The 16,562-nt window shown below is 62.5% G+C and carries 13 protein-coding genes and 1 pseudogene; 7 read left to right on the forward strand and 7 right to left on the reverse strand.

All coding sequences use genetic code 11. The features are described from left to right. Nucleotides 1-20: 20 nt before the first annotated feature. The 6 genes and pseudogenes from O4H62_RS10775 to O4H62_RS10800 form a co-directional block, all read left to right on the forward strand. A pseudogene (locus O4H62_RS10775) lies at nucleotides 21-566 on the forward strand (c-type cytochrome); the annotation flags it as partial. A gap of 154 nt (nucleotides 567-720) precedes the next feature. After that, the gene (locus tag O4H62_RS10780) at nucleotides 721-2,577 is read left to right on the forward strand and encodes an extracellular solute-binding protein (RefSeq protein WP_269387702.1); all 1,857 of its coding nucleotides are present in this window, start codon (nucleotides 721-723) and stop codon (nucleotides 2,575-2,577) included. A 159-nt stretch (nucleotides 2,578-2,736) separates the two neighbouring features. Beyond that, nucleotides 2,737-3,840 (forward strand): microcin C ABC transporter permease YejB, encoded by a 1,104-nt coding sequence (locus O4H62_RS10785; protein WP_269387704.1) that lies wholly within the window; start codon nucleotides 2,737-2,739, stop codon nucleotides 3,838-3,840. Beyond that, nucleotides 3,837-4,988, forward strand: coding sequence for an ABC transporter permease (locus tag O4H62_RS10790; protein WP_269387705.1), 1,152 nt, complete (start codon nucleotides 3,837-3,839; stop codon nucleotides 4,986-4,988). Before O4H62_RS10785 ends, O4H62_RS10790 begins: the two co-directional genes overlap by 4 nt. Continuing rightward, nucleotides 4,985-6,667 (forward strand): ABC transporter ATP-binding protein, encoded by a 1,683-nt coding sequence (locus O4H62_RS10795; RefSeq protein ID WP_430538414.1) that lies wholly within the window; start codon nucleotides 4,985-4,987, stop codon nucleotides 6,665-6,667. Before O4H62_RS10790 ends, O4H62_RS10795 begins: the two co-directional genes overlap by 4 nt. 12 nt (nucleotides 6,668-6,679) lie before the next feature. Continuing rightward, complete coding sequence (locus O4H62_RS10800) at nucleotides 6,680-7,645, forward strand: 2-hydroxyacid dehydrogenase (RefSeq protein ID WP_269387706.1); 966 nt, start codon at nucleotides 6,680-6,682, stop codon at nucleotides 7,643-7,645. A 6-nt stretch (nucleotides 7,646-7,651) separates the two neighbouring features. Here the strand turns inward: O4H62_RS10800 and O4H62_RS10805 are convergent, their stop codons facing one another. The 3 genes from O4H62_RS10805 to O4H62_RS10815 all read right to left on the reverse strand — a co-directional run bounded on the left by O4H62_RS10805 (nucleotide 7,652) and on the right by O4H62_RS10815 (nucleotide 10,365). After that, entirely contained in the window at nucleotides 7,652-8,512 is an 861-nt protein-coding gene (locus tag O4H62_RS10805; RefSeq protein WP_269387707.1) for an NlpC/P60 family protein, read from the reverse strand. Continuing rightward, the gene (locus tag O4H62_RS10810) at nucleotides 8,509-8,877 is read right to left on the reverse strand and encodes a MarR family winged helix-turn-helix transcriptional regulator (protein WP_269387709.1); all 369 of its coding nucleotides are present in this window, start codon (nucleotides 8,875-8,877) and stop codon (nucleotides 8,509-8,511) included. Before O4H62_RS10810 ends, O4H62_RS10805 begins: the two co-directional genes overlap by 4 nt. Before the next feature lie 93 nt (nucleotides 8,878-8,970). Beyond that, nucleotides 8,971-10,365 carry a leucyl aminopeptidase family protein gene (locus O4H62_RS10815; protein ID WP_269387710.1) on the reverse strand — a complete coding sequence of 465 codons (1,395 nt, stop codon included), beginning with the start codon at nucleotides 10,363-10,365 and terminating at the stop codon, nucleotides 8,971-8,973. 145 nt (nucleotides 10,366-10,510) lie between these two features. Between O4H62_RS10815 and O4H62_RS10820 the strand changes: the two genes are divergently transcribed. Then, complete coding sequence (locus O4H62_RS10820) at nucleotides 10,511-11,326, forward strand: tetratricopeptide repeat protein (RefSeq protein ID WP_269387711.1); 816 nt, start codon at nucleotides 10,511-10,513, stop codon at nucleotides 11,324-11,326. A gap of 363 nt (nucleotides 11,327-11,689) precedes the next feature. On the opposite strand, the gene O4H62_RS10825 is transcribed toward O4H62_RS10820, so the two are convergent. From O4H62_RS10825 to O4H62_RS10840, 4 genes are read right to left on the reverse strand one after another with little or no spacing between them, the layout of a single operon-like run. Continuing rightward, entirely contained in the window at nucleotides 11,690-12,703 is a 1,014-nt protein-coding gene (locus tag O4H62_RS10825) for a type II secretion system F family protein (protein WP_269387713.1), read from the reverse strand. Between the two features lie 12 nt (nucleotides 12,704-12,715). Continuing rightward, nucleotides 12,716-13,726 carry a type II secretion system F family protein gene (locus O4H62_RS10830; RefSeq protein WP_269387715.1) on the reverse strand — a complete coding sequence of 337 codons (1,011 nt, stop codon included), beginning with the start codon at nucleotides 13,724-13,726 and terminating at the stop codon, nucleotides 12,716-12,718. 12 nt (nucleotides 13,727-13,738) lie between these two features. After that, a complete protein-coding gene (locus O4H62_RS10835) occupies nucleotides 13,739-15,238 on the reverse strand; it encodes a CpaF family protein (RefSeq protein WP_269387716.1) in 1,500 nt (499 codons plus the stop codon). 27 nt (nucleotides 15,239-15,265) lie between these two features. After that, complete coding sequence (locus O4H62_RS10840) at nucleotides 15,266-16,552, reverse strand: AAA family ATPase (RefSeq protein WP_269387717.1); 1,287 nt, start codon at nucleotides 16,550-16,552, stop codon at nucleotides 15,266-15,268. Nucleotides 16,553-16,562 lie beyond the last annotated feature (10 nt).

A 16,562-nucleotide genomic window follows, 5' to 3' on the forward strand; every position in this document is an offset into this window, starting at 1 on the left:
CCGAAACGGAGCGACGGAACATGAACTCCTCATATTTCAACTCGGCGGCAGGCGCCTTTCTCGGTATCCTGTTCGTCCTGATGACGCTTTCGATTGTTTCGGAAGGTATCTATCATGCGCCGGAGCCGGCAACCGAAGGCTTTGCGATCGAAGTTGCCGAAGGTGGCGGCGATGCGGCAGCACCTGCCGAAGAGGCCGCACCCGAACTGATTGCGCCGCTTCTTGCCAATGCCGACCCGGCAAAGGGCGAGACGGTGTTCAAGAAATGCGCTGCCTGCCACAGCAATGATGCCGCCAGCGCCAACAAGGTCGGACCCGGCCTTTGGAACATCGTAAACCGACCGGTCGCCAGCCACGCGGACTTCAAATACTCCGCTGCCATGACGGAATTCGCACAGGGCGGATCCGTCGTCTGGGATTACCAGCATCTTAGCGAATTCCTGGCTGCGCCGAAGAAGTACATCAAGGGCACCGCGATGGGCTTCGCCGGGCTGAAGAAGGTCGAGGAGCGGGCCGACCTGATCGCCTATCTCCGCACCATTGCGGATACTGAGGCGCCTTTGCCAGCCGAGTAAAGCGTGCATTCGGAATGCTGAAAAGCCGGGCCTCGTGCCCGGCTTTTTTGTCTGCTGATGCAGTTTATCGGATTTCCCCCTGCAAGCGCCGCAGAAGTGACCTATTGTTCTACCAAACAAACAGGTTACCGGAGATCCAGCACCCATGACCGTCCGCATTGCCTCATCCATCCTGATCCCGTGCATCCTTGCCCCCGTGCTCGCGTTCCAGGGATTGATCGCGCCGCCGAGCCCCGCCGGAGCCGAGGAGCCGGATTGGCGGCATGCCACGGTGATGATCGGCGAGGCGAAGTACCCGGAAGGCTTTCCCCGTTTTGACTATGTGAACCCGGATGCGCCCAAGGGCGGCACGCTCAGGCTTTCCGAAGAGGGCACGTTCGACAGTTTCAATCCGATCCTGGCCAAAGGTGAACTGGCGACCGGGCTCGGCCTGGTGTTCGATACGCTGATGAAATCCTCCGAAGACGAGGTTTCCTCGTCCTATGGACTGCTGGCGGAGAGCATTTCCTTTCCCGACGACATATCGAAGGTGACGTTCCGGCTGCGCGCCGAAGCCAGATGGGCGGATGGCGAGCCGGTCACCGCGGAGGATGTGGTCTTCAGCTTCGACAAGGCGAAGGAACTCAACCCGCTCCAGGCAAACTACTACGCCCATGTGGTCTCCGCCGAGAAGACCGGAGATCGGGAGGTCACCTTCCTTTTCGACGAGAACAACAACCGCGAATTGCCGCAGATTCTCGGCCAGATCCTGGTTCTGCCAAAGCACTGGTGGGAAGGCAACGACAAGGATGGCAACGCCCGCGACATCAGCCGCACCACGCTGGAGCCGGTGATGGGATCTGGGCCTTACCGGATCGCTTCCTTCAAGGCCGGCTCGACGATCCGCTACGAGCTGCGCGAGGACTACTGGGCCAGGGATCTCAACGTCAATGTCGGGCAGCACAATTTCGGCGCGATCGAATATGTCTACTACACCGACGCCAATGTCGAATTCGAGGCCTTCCGCGCAGGCAGGATCGATTACCGCCAGGAGAATTCGTCGAGCAAGTGGGCGACTGCCTATGATTTCCCTGCCATCGAAAGCGGTGACATCAAGCGCGAGGAAATCGAGAACCCGCTTCGCGCCGTCGGTATCATGCAGGCCATGGTACCGAACATGCGCCGCGAGAAGTTCCGGGACCCGCGGGTGCGCAGGGCATTGAACTTCGCTCTCGATTTCGAGGACCTGAACCAGAACCTGGCCTACAACGGTCTGGCACGGGTCGACAGCTTCTTCTGGGGAACCGAGCTTGCCTCATCGGGCCTGCCCGAGGGCCGCGAGAAGGAAATCCTCGAGGACTTGAAGGGCAAGGTTCCGGAAGAGGTCTTTACCACCCCGTTTACAAATCCGGTGGGCGGCGATCCGCAGAAGGCGCGCGCAAACTTGCGCCAAGCATTGACCCTGTTCCAGGAGGCCGGTTACGAACTCAGATCCGGACAGCTCGTCAACGCCAGCACCGGCGAGCCTTTCGGCATAGAGATCCTGCTGTCGAGCCCCTCGCTGGAACGCTCGGTGCTGCCCTATGTCGCCAGCCTGAAGAAGATCGGCGTCGACGCCCGGATCCGCACCGTCGATGCATCGCAATACACCAACCGGGTGAGGAGTTTCGATTACGACATGATCTGGAACGTCTGGGCCCAGTCGCTCAATCCGGGCAACGAACAGATGGGTTACTGGGGATCGGCATCCAAGGATCGCGAGGGGTCGCGCAATTACGCCGGCATCGCAGATCCCACGGTCGACGAGCTGATCCGGATGGTGATCTTCGCGCAAACCCGCGAGGAGAAAACCGCGACCGTCAAGGCGCTCGACCGGGTGCTGCTTGCCAATCATTATGTGGTGCCGCTGTTTTACAGCAAGGCAGCCAAGATCGCCTACAGCAAGGCGCTCGCCCACCCCGACGAACTTCCCTATTACGGGCTCGGTTTCCCGGAAGTCTGGTGGATGAGAGGCTCGAACTGAGGCGGTTTCGGCCTTGCACCCGTTCCAACATTCGATTCTGTATGGGGAAGAGACGAATCAGCCTGACATCGAGCTGTCCGGCGACAAGGACGTGCGATTGACCAGACCTGCAGCAACCAGACGCATCGACTGCGCTGAGCCGAACGGGAAGACCGCCTGATGGGCGCCTATATTCTCAGGCGCCTGTTGCTGATGATTCCGACCATCGTCGGCATCATGGCGATCTCTTTCGCGGTGATCCAGTTCGCGCCGGGCGGGCCGGTGGAGCAGGTGATTGCGCAGCTGACCGGCGAGGGCGATTCCGCCATCGACCGGATTGCCGGCGGCGGCGACACGATCGGCAGCGCCCAGCAGGATTTCGGCGATTCCGTCTCGTCGCAATACCGCGGCGCACAGGGCCTCGATCCGGAATTCATCGCCAAGCTGGAAGCCCAGTTCGGGTTCGACAAGCCGCCGCTCGAGCGGTTCGGACTGATGATGTGGAACTATATCCGCTTCGATTTCGGCGAAAGCTATTTCCGCAGCATCGATGTGATCGACCTGATCATCGAGAAAATGCCGGTCTCGATCTCGCTTGGCGTCTGGATCCTGCTGCTGTCCTACATCATCTCGATCCCGCTGGGGATCAAGAAAGCGGTCTCCGACGGCTCGCGCTTCGATGTCTGGACCTCCGGCCTGATCATCATCGCCTACGCGGTGCCTGGCTTCCTGGTCGGCATCCTGCTGATCGTGATGTTTGCCGGCGGATCGTTTTTTGACTGGTTTCCGTTGCGCGGGCTGACATCGGACAATTTCGCCGAACTGAGCCTGTTCGGCAAGATCGTCGACTATTTCTGGCATCTTGCACTGCCGCTGATCGCGCTGTCGCTGGCGGCGTTCGCCACCACGACGCTGCTGACCAAGAACTCGTTCATCGACGAGATCCGCAAGCAATATGTCACCACCGCACGCGCCAAGGGACTGAGCGAAAGCCAGGTTCTCTACCGGCACGTCTTCCGCAATGCGATGCTGATCATCATTGCCGGCTTTCCCGGTGCGTTCATCTCGGCCTTCTTTTCGGGTTCGCTGCTGATCGAGACGATCTTCTCGCTTGATGGTCTGGGACGTCTCGGTTTCGAATCGGTGATCAAGCGGGATTACCCGGTGGTGTTCGCGACGCTGTTCATCTTCTCGCTGATGGGGCTTGTGGTGGGGCTGATTTCCGACCTGGTCTACACCTGGGTCGACCCGCGCATCGATTTCGAGAAAAGGGATGTCGGATGAACGCGCCGGCTTCCAGCAATCCCCAGGCCTATGACGCCCAGGGCCGGCCGAAGGGCTGGCTGTCGCCGACCAACAAGCGGCGCTGGGCCAATTTCAAGGCCAACCGCCGCGGCTACTGGTCGCTGTGGATCTTCCTGATCCTGTTCATCGCCAGTCTGCTGGCGGAGTTCATCGCCAATGACCGGCCGATCCTGGCTTCCTACAAGGGCGAGATCCTCTACCCGGTGCTGATCGACTATCCGGAGGAGAAGTTCGGCGGCTTCCTGGCGCGCACCGACTATCGCGATCCGTTCATCCAGGACGAGATCGAGGCGAATGGCTGGATGATCTGGCCGCCGATCCGCTATTCCTACACCACCGCCAATTCCTACATTCCGCATTCGGCGCCGACCGCGCCCTTCTGGCTACTGGAGGAAGGGGAAGCTTGCTCGGCCTACCCGCTCAAGGACGAGGACCCGGGCTGCACGCTTGGCAACATGAACTGGCTCGGCACCGACGACCAGGCGCGCGACGTCACCGCGCGGATGATCTACGGCTTCAGGATTTCGGTGCTGTTCGGCCTGACGCTGACCATCTTCTCCGCATTGATCGGCATCGCGGCAGGCGCGGTGCAGGGCTATTTCGGCGGCTGGACGGACCTGCTGATGCAGCGCTTCATCGAGATCTGGTCGTCGATGCCGGTGCTCTACATCCTCCTGATCATCGCCGCGGTGCTGCCGCCGGGGTTCTGGATCCTGCTCGGGATCATGCTGCTTTTTTCCTGGGTGTCGTTCGTCGGCATCGTCCGGGCCGAGTTCCTGCGGGCCCGCAATTTCGAATATGTCAACGCCGCCCGGGCGCTGGGCGTCGGCAACGGCACCATCATGTTCCGGCACCTGCTGCCCAACGCCATGGTGGCGACGCTGACATTCCTGCCGTTCATCCTGTCGGGCTCGATCACGACGCTGACCTCGCTTGACTTTCTCGGGTTCGGGCTGCCGCCGGGCTCGGCCTCGCTGGGAGAGCTGATCGCCCAGGGCAAGCGCAACCTGCAGGCGCCGTGGCTGGGGCTGACGGCGTTCTTCACCATCTCGATCATGCTGTCGCTGCTGATCTTCATCGGCGAGGCGACGCGTGACGCCTTCGATCCGCGAAAGACTTTTCGATGAGTAGTGCAAGGCCGATGAGCGGGCGCATAAACGATCCGAAGGCGGACAACGGGGCAGAGCCGCTACTGTCGGTGCAGGACCTCTCGGTGGCCTTCCACCAGGGCGGCAACAGCCAGACGGCGGTCGACCACATCTCGTTTGACATCAGGCGGGGCGAGACGGTGGCGCTGGTGGGCGAATCCGGCTCCGGCAAATCGGTTTCGGCGCTGTCAGTGCTCAGGCTGCTGCCCTACCCGGCAGCGAGCCACCCCTCGGGCAAGGTCCTGTTCAAGGGCCGGGATCTGCTCTCGGCACCCGAACCCGAGATCCGGGAGGTGCGCGGCAACGACATCACCATGATCTTCCAGGAGCCGATGACCTCGCTCAACCCGCTGCAGACGGTGGAAAAGCAGATCTCGGAGATCCTGCATCTGCACCAGCAGATCCGGCCGGACGAGGCGCAACGGCAGGTGCTGGAGCTGCTTGAGCAGGTGGGCATTCGCGAGCCCCGCAAGCGGCTGGCGTCCTATCCGCATCAGCTCTCGGGCGGGCAGCGGCAGCGGGTGATGATCGCCATGGCGCTGGCCAACCGTCCGGAACTGCTGATTGCCGACGAGCCGACGACGGCGCTCGACGTGACCGTGCAGGCGCAGATCCTCGAATTGCTCCGTGACCTGAAGACCGAGCACGGCATGGCAATGCTGTTCATCACCCATGACCTCGGCATCGTGCGCAAATTCGCCGACCGCGTCTGCGTGATGACCGAAGGCAAGATCGTCGAGACCGGTCCGACCGCGGAAATCTTCGCCAATCCGCGGCATGCCTACACCAAACACCTTCTCGCCGCCGAACCCAAGGGCGAGCCGCCCAGGCGCAACCATGCCGCTGCCGAAGTGATCCGCGCCCGGGACATAAAGGTCTGGTTTCCGGTCAAGCAGGGATTTCTCCGGCGGACGGTGGACCATATCAAGGCCGTCGACGGGCTGTCTCTGTCGCTCAAGTCTGGCCAGACGCTGGGCGTCGTGGGCGAATCGGGGTCGGGCAAAACGACGCTCGGGCTGGCGCTGATGCGGTTGATCCGCAGCGAGGGCGAGATCTATTTCAACAAGCTGCCGCTGCATGAGCGGTCGTTCAAGCAGATGCGGTCGCTCCGGAGCTCCATGCAGGTGGTGTTTCAGGATCCGTTCGGCTCTCTCAGTCCGCGCATGTCGATCGCCGATATCGTCGGCGAGGGCCTCGCCATCCACGCCCGGGATCTTTCCGCCCAGGAGCGCGACCGGCGTGTTGCGGCAGCGCTTGAGGAAGTGGGGCTCGATGCCTCGACCCGCTGGCGGTACCCGCATGAATTCTCCGGCGGCCAGCGCCAGCGCATCGCGATCGCCCGCGCCATGGTGCTCAAGCCACGTTTCGTCATGCTGGACGAGCCGACCTCGGCGCTCGACATGAGCGTCCAGGCCCAGGTGGTCGACCTGCTCAGGGATCTGCAGCGCCGGCATGATCTCGCCTACCTGTTCATCAGCCACGACCTCAAGGTGGTGCGGGCGCTCGCCAATGACGTGATCGTCATGCGCGCGGGCAAGGTGGTCGAACAGGGCACTGCCGACCAGATCTTCGATCACCCGACCACCGATTATACGAAGGCGCTGATGGCCGCGGCTTTCAATCTCGAAGCCGCTGCGGGCGGCGCGGTCAGCGAATAGACAGGCGGAACCATGACTGACACTATCGAAAACGGGCGGATCCTGCTCGCGCTCACCGGCTGGGCGCCGGAAGTGTGGATAGATGAGCTCGCCAAGGCCGCGCCCGGGCGGACGGTGACGCTTGAACCGGACGGTGAGGCCGATCCCAGCATTGACTATGCGATCGTCTGGAAGCAGCGCCCGGGGCTTTTGGCGAAACTGCCGAACCTCAAGGTGATCTTTTCGCTCGGTGCCGGCGTGGACCATGTCTTCAAGGATCCCGATCTGCCGGACGTGCCGATCGTGCGCGTGGTGTCGCCGAACCTGACCACGCGGATGAGCGAATACGTAGTCTGGCAGGTGCTCGATCATCACCGGCTCGGCCCGCGCTACCGGGCGCAGCAGGCAAGCCGGATCTGGTACGAGGACCGTGACCAGAAGGCCGCAAGCGACATCACCGTCGGCATCATGGGCCTGGGAGAGCTTGGCCGCGATGCGGCAGCCAAGCTTCAGGTCATGGGCTTTGCCGTTACCGGATGGTCAAGGACCATGAAACAGGTTGAAGGGATCACCTGCCATGCAGGCGAGGACGGGCTTGGCGCGTTCCTCGCTTCCGCCGACATCTTCGTGGTGCTGCTGCCGCTGACGCCTGATACCCAGGAGATCCTCAACCGCGGCCTGTTTGCGCGGATGACCAAACGCGGGCCGCTGGGCGCGCCGGTGCTGATCAATGCCGGGCGCGGCGGGTTGCAGAACGAGGCCGACATCCTCGCGGCCCTTGATGAGGGATTGCTTTCGGCGGTGACGCTCGATGTGTTCCAGCAGGAGCCGCTCGATCCCGAAAGCCTGTTCTGGAGCCACCCGAAGGTGACGATCACGCCGCATGCGGCGGCGGCATCGATGCCGTCCTCGCTGATCGCACCTATGGTCGCGCAGATGGATGCCTTCGAGCGCGGCGAAGCGCTGATCAATCTCGTCGACCGCAGGGCAGGGTACTAAGCCGGCTTACGGCCTTCGGTAACAGGTCGGCAAGCCGTACAGCCTGGCGATCCGGTCGATTGCATCGCGCAGCGGTTCGCGCGTGACATCCATGGTTCCGCCCGAGGCGTGGAGAAGCGTCTCAGAATCCTCGATGAAGCCGACATGACCTTTCCAGAACACCAGGTCGCCTCTCTGCAAGCCGTCGGTTTCGGGGTCGATGATCCGGCCCAGACCGGCCGCCTGCTGATCGGAATCGCGCGGAGCGGATTTTCCGGTCATGGCCAGCGCCATCTGCACCAGGCCCGAGCAGTCAATGCCGAAACCGGACCGGCCGCCCCAGAGATAGGGCGTGGCCAGGAACCGGGCGGCGACGGAGACGGCGTCTTCCGCCGCAATGTCTGCGGCCGGCCTCAGATGCGCGGCGATGATGGCGGATCCATCCTCCAGCAGCGCATAGGCCGTCCCCCTCGTTTCCGCCGCTCCGGTGATCCTGAGCCGGCTGCCCATTGACAGGGCTTTGAGATGGGGAAAACGGAGATCTGCACCGGGATAGACGAAACTGCGCGGCACCGAGACGACATGAGTGATCTCACCCGAGTCCTGGCCGATGTCTTGCTCGCGCACATAGCCGACATAACCATCCGCCGCCAGTTGCACCCAGGCCCAGCCGCCGGAGCTGTCGAACACGATCAGCGCCTCGCCGAAGAGCGCCTGGGTGTCGATGCTGCATGCGGCGTCCGGCCTGGGACGAATATCGGCAACGGGCACGATCACTTCAGCGGGCATGCCGTCGGTGTAACGCTCGGCAGACACCCTGTCCCTGAGACGGATGTCGGCAAGATCCGGCCTGTAGGCATATAACCGGCGGTCCAGTTGATCATTCATGCGCCAGATCCTTCCGACAGGGACAGCTTGCGGCCTTCAGCGATGATGATGTCGCCGAGTTTCTCGACAAACAGCGCGCCCTCCACCGTCCGCTTGATGATGACGTTGCGCCGGTCGCGTTCATCGCGCACCCGGCGCACCAGCCCCATATGCCCCATGGTGTCGAGCGCCCGGGTGATCACCGGTTTGGTGACGCCGAGCATCGCGGCAAGCCCCCGCACCGTGTGCGGCGGCGGCGCCAGGTAGATGTGCAGCAGGATCGCCAGCTGCCTGATGGTCAGATCCGGCCCGATGACACGGACATGTTCAAGCGTGGCGGCGTGCCACAGCCCGAGGGCATCGGATGGCCGGAGATCAAGTGGCATGGTGCGCGCCTGCATCATTTCGGAACCGAATTATACTGACCGAAACTTGAGAAACGCGCAAGCCAACCGCCCCTACATCAGGCGGGATCGGCGTCAGGCGGGATGCCGTTTGCTGATCACGTCGAACAGGGCCCGGATTCCTTGCGCCTCGCCGCCCATCGGTGCGTGCGGCTTGTCCTTTGGCGACCAGGCGAAGATATCGAAATGCGCCCACCTGGTTTCGGGCGTGACGAAGCGCTTGAGAAACAAGGCTGCGGTGATCGAGCCGGCAAAGCCGCCCGACGGCGCATTGGTCAGATCGGCAATCCTGGCTTTGACATCGGCCTCGTACGGCTTGTAGAGCGGCATCCGCCAGAGCGGATCGACGACATTTGCCGATGCGGTTGCGATGTCGGCGGCAAGCGTCTCGTCGTCGGTGTAGAAAGGCGGCAGGTCCGGGCCAAGCGCCACGCGAGCCGCGCCGGTCAGCGTGGCCATGTTGATGAGCAGGTCGGGCTTTTCCTCGCAGGCATAGGCCAGTGCATCGGCGAGCACCAGACGGCCCTCGGCATCGGTGTTGTCGATCTGCACCGTCAGGCCCTTGCGGCTGGCAAGCACATCGCCGGGCCGGAAGGCGGAAGCGGAGATCGCGTTCTCGACCGCCGGCACCAGCACGCGCAGATCGACCGGCAGTCCGGCATCCATGATCATCATCGCCAGCGCCATCACATTGGCGGCCCCACCCATGTCCTTCTTCATGTTGAGCATCGAGGACGCCGGCTTGATGTCGAGACCGCCGGTGTCAAAGCAGACGCCCTTGCCCACCAGCGTCAGCTTCAGCGCACCGGGCTTGCCCCAGCGCATCTCCAAGAGGCGCGGTGCCTGATCGGCGGCACGGCCGACCGCATGGATCATCGGAAACCCCTTGGCAAGCAGATCATCGCCGGCAACAACGCTGACTTCGGCCCTGTAGTGGGCGGCAAGGCCGCGGAAGGCCGCTTCCAGCGCATCGGGTCCCATGTCGTTGGCGGGCGTGTTGACCAGATCGCGCGCCAGGCCAACGGCGGCCACGGTCCGCTGGATGGCATCGGCGTCCGCATCTGCCGGGATGACCAGTCTGGGGCTTTCAGTGACAGGTTTGCGGTAGGTTTCGAACCGGTAGGCTCCCATGCCGAATGCCATTGCCATGACCGCGCCGGAGATCGGCGACGTCTCGATGTGCCAGTCGCCCCTGGGCAGGACACGGGCCAGCTTGCCGCCGATGAAGGGGTGGCACTCGCCATGCTCACCGAGGCCGAAAAGCGCACCGGCCAGCTTGCCGTGACGGTTCGGCGCGAGAAGCACCGCCCCTTCGGCTGCCTGGAAACCGGCGGCCCTGGCCCAGGCAAGCGCCGTCTTGTCGAAATGGCCGCGCTCGATATCGGCGCGGGAAATCGCCCAGACCGGCAATGTCTCTCCGGACATCGGCGCAAACGGGGACGGTCGGTCAATGTGGCTGTAGGGGGCCATGATTTCTCCTCTTGTTCTCCGCATCCGGCGGGCGGAGAATCAGTCGTTAACTCTTGATTAGGGTTAACAGATTATTGCTGGTGCGGAGACTGTGGCGCTCACCTTTCAGGACCGCCCCGACGATCAATTTTCCGGGATCAGACCAATGTCAGCGACCCATGCACGCTCCATCCTCCCCCGCCGGCTCCTCGGCGCAGTCTGCATCGCCGCGCTTAGCATCGCGCTCGCGGGATGTGCATCCGACCGCAAATTGACCACCGGTTCCATTCCATCGATGAACAAGCCGCTCGAGAGCATGAATGCAACGGAACTGCATTCCGCAGCCGAGAGCATCGGCCGGGCCTATGACAAGAATCCCAAGGATCCGGCTGTCGGCATGAGGTATGCCTCGGTGCTGACCATGGGCGGCCGCTCCGAACAGGCGCTTGCGGTGATGCAGCAGGTCGCCATCCACAATCCGACGGACCGCAACGTGCTGGCCGCCTACGGCAAGGCGCTTGCCGGTGCGGGCCAGTTCGACAAGGCGCTCGACGCCATCCAGCGCGCCCAGACGCCCGACCGGCCGGACTGGCAGCTCTTGTCGGCGGAAGGCGCCATCCACGACCAGTTGGGCGACCCTGCAACGGCACGGGCTCGGTATCGCAAGGCACTCGACATCCAGCCGAATGAGCCGTCGATCCTGTCGAACCTGGGCATGTCCTACGTTCTGCAGGGCGATCTGAGAACCGCGGAGAGTTACATGGCCTCCGCCGCCCGCCAGCCGGGCGCCGACAGCCGGGTTCGCCAGAATCTTGCACTGGTGGTCGGTCTCCAGGGCCGCTTCCAGGAGGCGGAAAAAATCGCCAGCGCCGAGCTCTCCGCCGAACAGGCGAGCGCCAACGTGAGCTACCTGCGCGCTATGCTGTCCCAGCAGAATGCCTGGAACAAGCTCAAGGATTCGGATAGCAAGAATACCAACTGATCCCGTCCGGGGAGCGGTCCGTCCCGCGTCAGCAGCAAGAACGATATCCCGGCCTCCGTCCGCGCTTCCAGCAGAACCATTCATCCGGCGAAATGCCAAAAGCCGAAGGCCATGGCTCAGGCTTCAGACCTGGGGACAAGGCAGGTTTCCCGGCGGCCTGAAGTCCAGGCATCGCGACGGGGGATGTATGCCCTTGGGCAGGCCCGACCCGCAGACCGCGTCGCGACCCCGGGAAAGCATCAACAACTACAATCAAGATCGACCCGGTCGCCGTCTGCCCCGCACAAGTGCGGGCGTTACCACGTGCCGCGGCCGTCTGGCTCCGTTGCGAGGCATCAGGGATGCGTTTTGCAAAGCCTCTTTTTACTGCGGCACGCCGCCGGAGAAGTTGTCCATGACCTGGATGGCGGCAGGCCCGAGAATCACGCCGATCAGCACCGGCAGGAAGAACAGGATCATCGGCACGGTCAGCTTCGGGGGCAATGCCGCGGCCTTCTTTTCGGCTTCGGTCATGCGCTGGTCGCGGCTTTCCTGGGCGAGAACGCGCAAGGCCTGGGCGATGGGGGTACCGTAGCGTTCGGACTGGATCAGGGCCTGGGTGACGGCTTTCACCTGGTCCAGCCCGGTGCGGTTGCCCAGGTTCTCGAACGCCATTCGCCGGTCCTGAAGATAGGACAGTTCCGCCGTCGTCAGTACGAACTCCTCGGCCAGGGCGGTCGACTGGACAGCAATTTCCTCGGCCACGCGCTTCATCGCGGCCTCGATGGAGACGCCCGATTCCACGCAGATCAGCATCAGGTCAAGCGCATCCGGCCAGGCAAGCTTGATGGAGGCCTGGCGCTTGCCCGCCTGGTTGGAGACAAACATGTTCGGCGTGTAAAAGCCGACATAGGCGCCGACGATGCAGGCCAGAACCCGGACCGTAAACGGCTTGTCGGCCAGGTTTTCGAGCACGAAGACATAGACGATCGAGGCGACGAGAAAGATGAAAGGCAGCACGAAACGCGCCAGCAGGAACATGTTGAGCGCATTCTGGGTGCGGTAACCGGCTGCGCGCAACTTGGCCAGGGTGGCACCGTCGGCGAGCGCGTCCTTGAGATTGAGCTGTTCGACGATACCGCGCACGGACGCATTGTCCCGGGAGCGAAGGCCGGTGCCCTTCGATCCGCCGCGCGACTGCTCGGCATTAAGGCGGGCGCGTTCCCTGGCCCGGATCTCATCGCGTTCAAGTGCCGCCGATTTCATCCGGGCATCGAGATCGCCGCGCTCGAAATAGGGGGCCAGGACAGTAAAAAGCGTCGCGAAAACCGCAATCGATATCAGGATCGGAAACAGATAGGCCGGGTCGGTGAGGGACGAAACGAGATCGGATAGCATGGTTTTCGGCCCCTAGATGTCGAAATTGATCATGTTGCGCATCACCAGAATGCCGATAGACATCCAGACTGCGGAGACTCCGAGAATGAAATGGCCGCGGCTGTCGGTGAACAGGATCATGATGTATTCGGGCGACGTGAGGTAGACGAGCAGGGTGACGATGAACGGCAGGGCGCCGATGATCGCAGCCGAGGCCTTTGCCTCCATCGACATCGCGTTGATCTTGCCCTTCATTTTCTTGCGGTCGCGCAACACGCGGGAAAGATTGCCCAGTGCCTCGGACAGGTTGCCACCGGCCTGGGCCTGGATGGCGATGACGATGGCGAAAAAGTTCGCCTCCGACAACGGGATCCGGGCATAAAGCCGGGCACAGGCCTCCGGAATGTTCATTCCCATCTGCTGGGCCTCGACGATGCGCTTGAACTCGGTGCGCACGGGCTCCTGGCCTTCCGCAGAAATCATCCTGATGGCGTCGTTGAGCGGCAGGCCGGACTTGATCGAGCGCACCATGACGTCAAGCGAATTCGGGAACTCGGCAAGAAACGCCTTCATCCGCCGGCTGCGCAGAAAGCCGATGGCCCAGCGCGGCACGCCGGCGCCGAAAATGACCATCGCGCCAAGACCGGCATAAAGGCTTCCCTGAAAAACGAAGACCAGAAAGCCCATGGCAAATCCGAAAATGGCCGACAGGACGTAGAATTTCTGCACAGAAATGGTCAGGCCGGCCTGAGCGATCCGGTCCTTCAGCGCCGGTGACTTGCGGCGGTCGTTTTCCTTGTTCTTCTCTTCCAGCGTCTTCAGCGAATCCTGAACGGACTTGCGCCGCTTGTTGGCTTCGTTCAGCCGGTCACGCGCAGCGGTTGCCTTGGAGCGATCGGTCTCGGCGGCCTTGACCCGCTTGACCCGTGTTTCCGCCTTGCGTTCCACCTCGATACGCGAATAAAGCACGCCATAGCCCAGCGCCCCCGCCGAAAGCGCGGCCAGGCCGATGATGGCGACTACCACTGTATCCAGACCAAACACGCGAGCGTCTCCTTACGAGGTCATTTTTTCCATGGCGTCAAGCGAAGCGGCGAGACGCTTGTCCTCGCCGTAATAGCGGGCGCGATCCCAGAAGTTCGGCCGGCCGATGCCGGTGGAGCGATGCTCGCCGATGATCTTGCCGTTGGCGTCCTCACCCAGCATCTCGTACTTCAGCAGGTCCTGGGTGATGATCACATCGCCCTCCATGCCGATGACTTCGGTGATGTGGGTAATGCGGCGCGAACCATCACGCAGGCGGGTGGCCTGGATCACCACATCAACCGATCCGGCGATGATCTCGCGCACGGTCTTGGCCGGGAGGGTGAACCCCCCCATGGCAATCATCGATTCCATACGGCTCAGGCACTCGCGCGGGCTGTTGGCGTGGATCGTTCCCATCGAACCATCGTGACCGGTGTTCATGGCCTGGAGGAGGTCGAACACCTCCGGGCCACGGACTTCGCCGACGATGATGCGTTCAGGGCGCATGCGCAGGCAGTTCTTGACCAGATCACGCATGGTGATCTCGCCCTCGCCCTCGATGTTGGGCGGGCGGGTTTCAAGCCGCACGACATGCGGCTGCTGCAGCTGAAGTTCGGCCGAGTCTTCGCAGGTGATGATCCGCTCGTCGGTATCAATGTAGGCCGTCAGGCAGTTGAGAAGGGTGGTCTTGCCGGAACCGGTACCGCCCGAAATCACCACGTTGCAGCGCACCCGGCCGATGATCTGCAGCACCGCCGCGCCCTCGGGGGTGATGGCGCCAAACTTGACCAGCTGATCGAGGGTCAGCTTGTCCTTCTTGAACTTACGAATGGTGAGCGCCGTGCCGTCGATCGCCAAGGGCGGAGCGATAACGTTGACACGCGAACCGTCAGGAAGGCGGGCATCGCAGATCGGGCTCGATTCATCGACGCGGCGGCCGACCTGGCTGACGATGCGCTGGCAAATCGACAAGAGCTGACTGTTGTCGCGGAAACGCACGTCGGTTTCAATCACCTTGCCGGCGACTTCGATGTAGGTCATGCCCGCGCCATTGACCATGATGTCGGCGATGTCGTCGCGCGCCAGCAGCGGCTCCAGCGGACCATAGCCGAGAACATCGTTGCAGATGTCGTCGAGAAGTTCTTCCTGCTCGGCGATGGACAGGGCGAAATTCTTGATGGTGATGATATCGTTGACGATATCGCGAATTTCCTCGCGCGCGCTTTCGGCATCGAGCTTGGCGAGCTGCGACAGGTCGATGGTATCGATCAGCGCAGAAAAGACCTGGCTCTTGGTGTCGTAATAGGCTTCATTGCGCGCGGATTTGCGCTTGGCCGGCGGTTCTTCGCGGCGCGGTGCGGGCTGTTGCACGGGTTGAGGCGCCGGGATTGGCGCCGCAGGCGCCTCCGGCACCGAATACTGCGCAGGGGCAGCTGCTTCAGGCGCGGGCGCTTCGGCATGGACCACCGGCCGCGGAGCCGGAGCTTGCGGCAGCTTGCCTGATCCATCATTGCTGCGTTTGCCGAACATGTTCGCGTTCCACTCCAGACTTACAAGTTACTTACGGCCCAGAAGGCCCATCAGGGACGACAAGCCGGCCTTCTTGCGCTTCTTGACTTCCGCCCTACCGGTCACGACATGGGCGATCTGCGACAGCGATTCCGCGATTGGCGACTTGGCCGAGGATTCAGCAATCATCAAACCGGAATTGGCCGCTTCGCCGAACAGGGGCGCGTCGAAAGGAATGATTGCCAACGGATCGATTTCCAACGGGTCGCAGAATGCTTCAGGCGCAATTTCCGGCCGCTTGGCCATTCCGACCTGATTGAGCACCAAGAGCGGAGCATGATCATTCGGCCGCAGCTTGCGCAGCGTGTCGAAGAGGTTTTTGGTGTTGCGCAGATTGGCGAGATCGGGCGTCGCGGTGATGACGATCTCGTCGGCGGCGCAGAGGACCTTTTTCGTCCAGTCATTCCAGACATGCGGGACATCGAGCACCGAGACCGGCGCGTTGCGCTGAATGATGTCGAGGATCGGCAGAAAGGCATCACCCGAAAAATCATAGGTCCGGTCGAGCATAGACGGCGCCGCAAGCATGGACAGATGCTCCGAGCATTTCGACAGCAACCGGTCGAGAAACACCTCGTCAAGGCGATCAGGCGAATACACGGCTTCGGCGATGCCCTGTGTCGGATCGGTATCGAAATTGAGGTTGGCGGTCCCGAATGCAAGATCGAGATCGGCCAGAATGACCTCGCTTGAGAACAGGCTCGAGATGCTCCAGGCGCAGTTGTGAGCAAGCGTGGACGAGCCAACGCCGCCCTTGGCGCCGACGAAAGCGATGGACCGGCCGAGCGGAGCGGCATCCGGGTCGACGAAAATCGTCGAGATGACGCCGATCACGTCTGCCATCGACACCGGGGCAACGATGTACTCGGAGACGCCGTTGCGCACCAGTTCGCGGTACAGCGACACATCATTGACATGACCCACGATCACCACCCGCGTGTCCGGGTCGCAAACCGCAGCCAGCTCGCCGAGATCTTCGAGCAAAGCGGGGCCGTCGGCGCGCGTTTCAAGGATCAGGAGATTAGGCGTCGGTGACCCGGCAAACATGTTGGCGGCGGCTGAGACGCCACCGGAATTGATGCGGAGATTGACCTTGGCCATGCGCCGATCCTGAGAGCACCGCTCCATGGTCTTGGCCAGACCTTCGGTTTCAACGAATGCATGCACCGAAATCCGCGGCAACGGGCGAATCCGCTCGAAATCGCCGCGCGCGGCGGCCGTGTCGAGCTCATCTACCGGGGGTTCCTGCTGCAGCTCGTAGTCAAGATTGGTCATCAACGTTGTC

The sequence above is a fragment of the Parahoeflea alexandrii genome, from assembly GCF_027214025.1.
Lineage (GTDB): Bacteria > Pseudomonadota > Alphaproteobacteria > Rhizobiales > Rhizobiaceae > Hoeflea > Hoeflea alexandrii_A.

Bases quoted from the DNA above. Each gene is read 5' to 3' on its own strand.
- O4H62_RS10840 (WP_269387717.1), bottom strand. From the start codon at position 16,552: ATGACCAATCTTGACTACGAGCTGCAGCAGGAACCCCCGGTAGATGAG.
- O4H62_RS10825 (WP_269387713.1), bottom strand. From the start codon at position 12,703: ATGCTATCCGATCTCGTTTCGTCCCTCACCGACCCGGCCTATCTGTTT.
- O4H62_RS10835 (WP_269387716.1), bottom strand. From the start codon at position 15,238: ATGTTCGGCAAACGCAGCAATGATGGATCAGGCAAGCTGCCGCAAGCT.
- O4H62_RS10810 (WP_269387709.1), bottom strand. From the start codon at position 8,877: ATGCCACTTGATCTCCGGCCATCCGATGCCCTCGGGCTGTGGCACGCC.
- O4H62_RS10780 (WP_269387702.1), top strand. From the start codon at position 721: ATGACCGTCCGCATTGCCTCATCCATCCTGATCCCGTGCATCCTTGCC.
- O4H62_RS10790 (WP_269387705.1), top strand. From the start codon at position 3,837: ATGAACGCGCCGGCTTCCAGCAATCCCCAGGCCTATGACGCCCAGGGC.
- O4H62_RS10785 (WP_269387704.1), top strand. From the start codon at position 2,737: ATGGGCGCCTATATTCTCAGGCGCCTGTTGCTGATGATTCCGACCATC.
- O4H62_RS10800 (WP_269387706.1), top strand. From the start codon at position 6,680: ATGACTGACACTATCGAAAACGGGCGGATCCTGCTCGCGCTCACCGGC.
- O4H62_RS10820 (WP_269387711.1), top strand. From the start codon at position 10,511: ATGTCAGCGACCCATGCACGCTCCATCCTCCCCCGCCGGCTCCTCGGC.
- O4H62_RS10805 (WP_269387707.1), bottom strand. From the start codon at position 8,512: ATGAATGATCAACTGGACCGCCGGTTATATGCCTACAGGCCGGATCTT.
- O4H62_RS10815 (WP_269387710.1), bottom strand. From the start codon at position 10,365: ATGGCCCCCTACAGCCACATTGACCGACCGTCCCCGTTTGCGCCGATG.
- O4H62_RS10795 (WP_430538414.1), top strand. From the start codon at position 4,985: ATGAGTAGTGCAAGGCCGATGAGCGGGCGCATAAACGATCCGAAGGCG.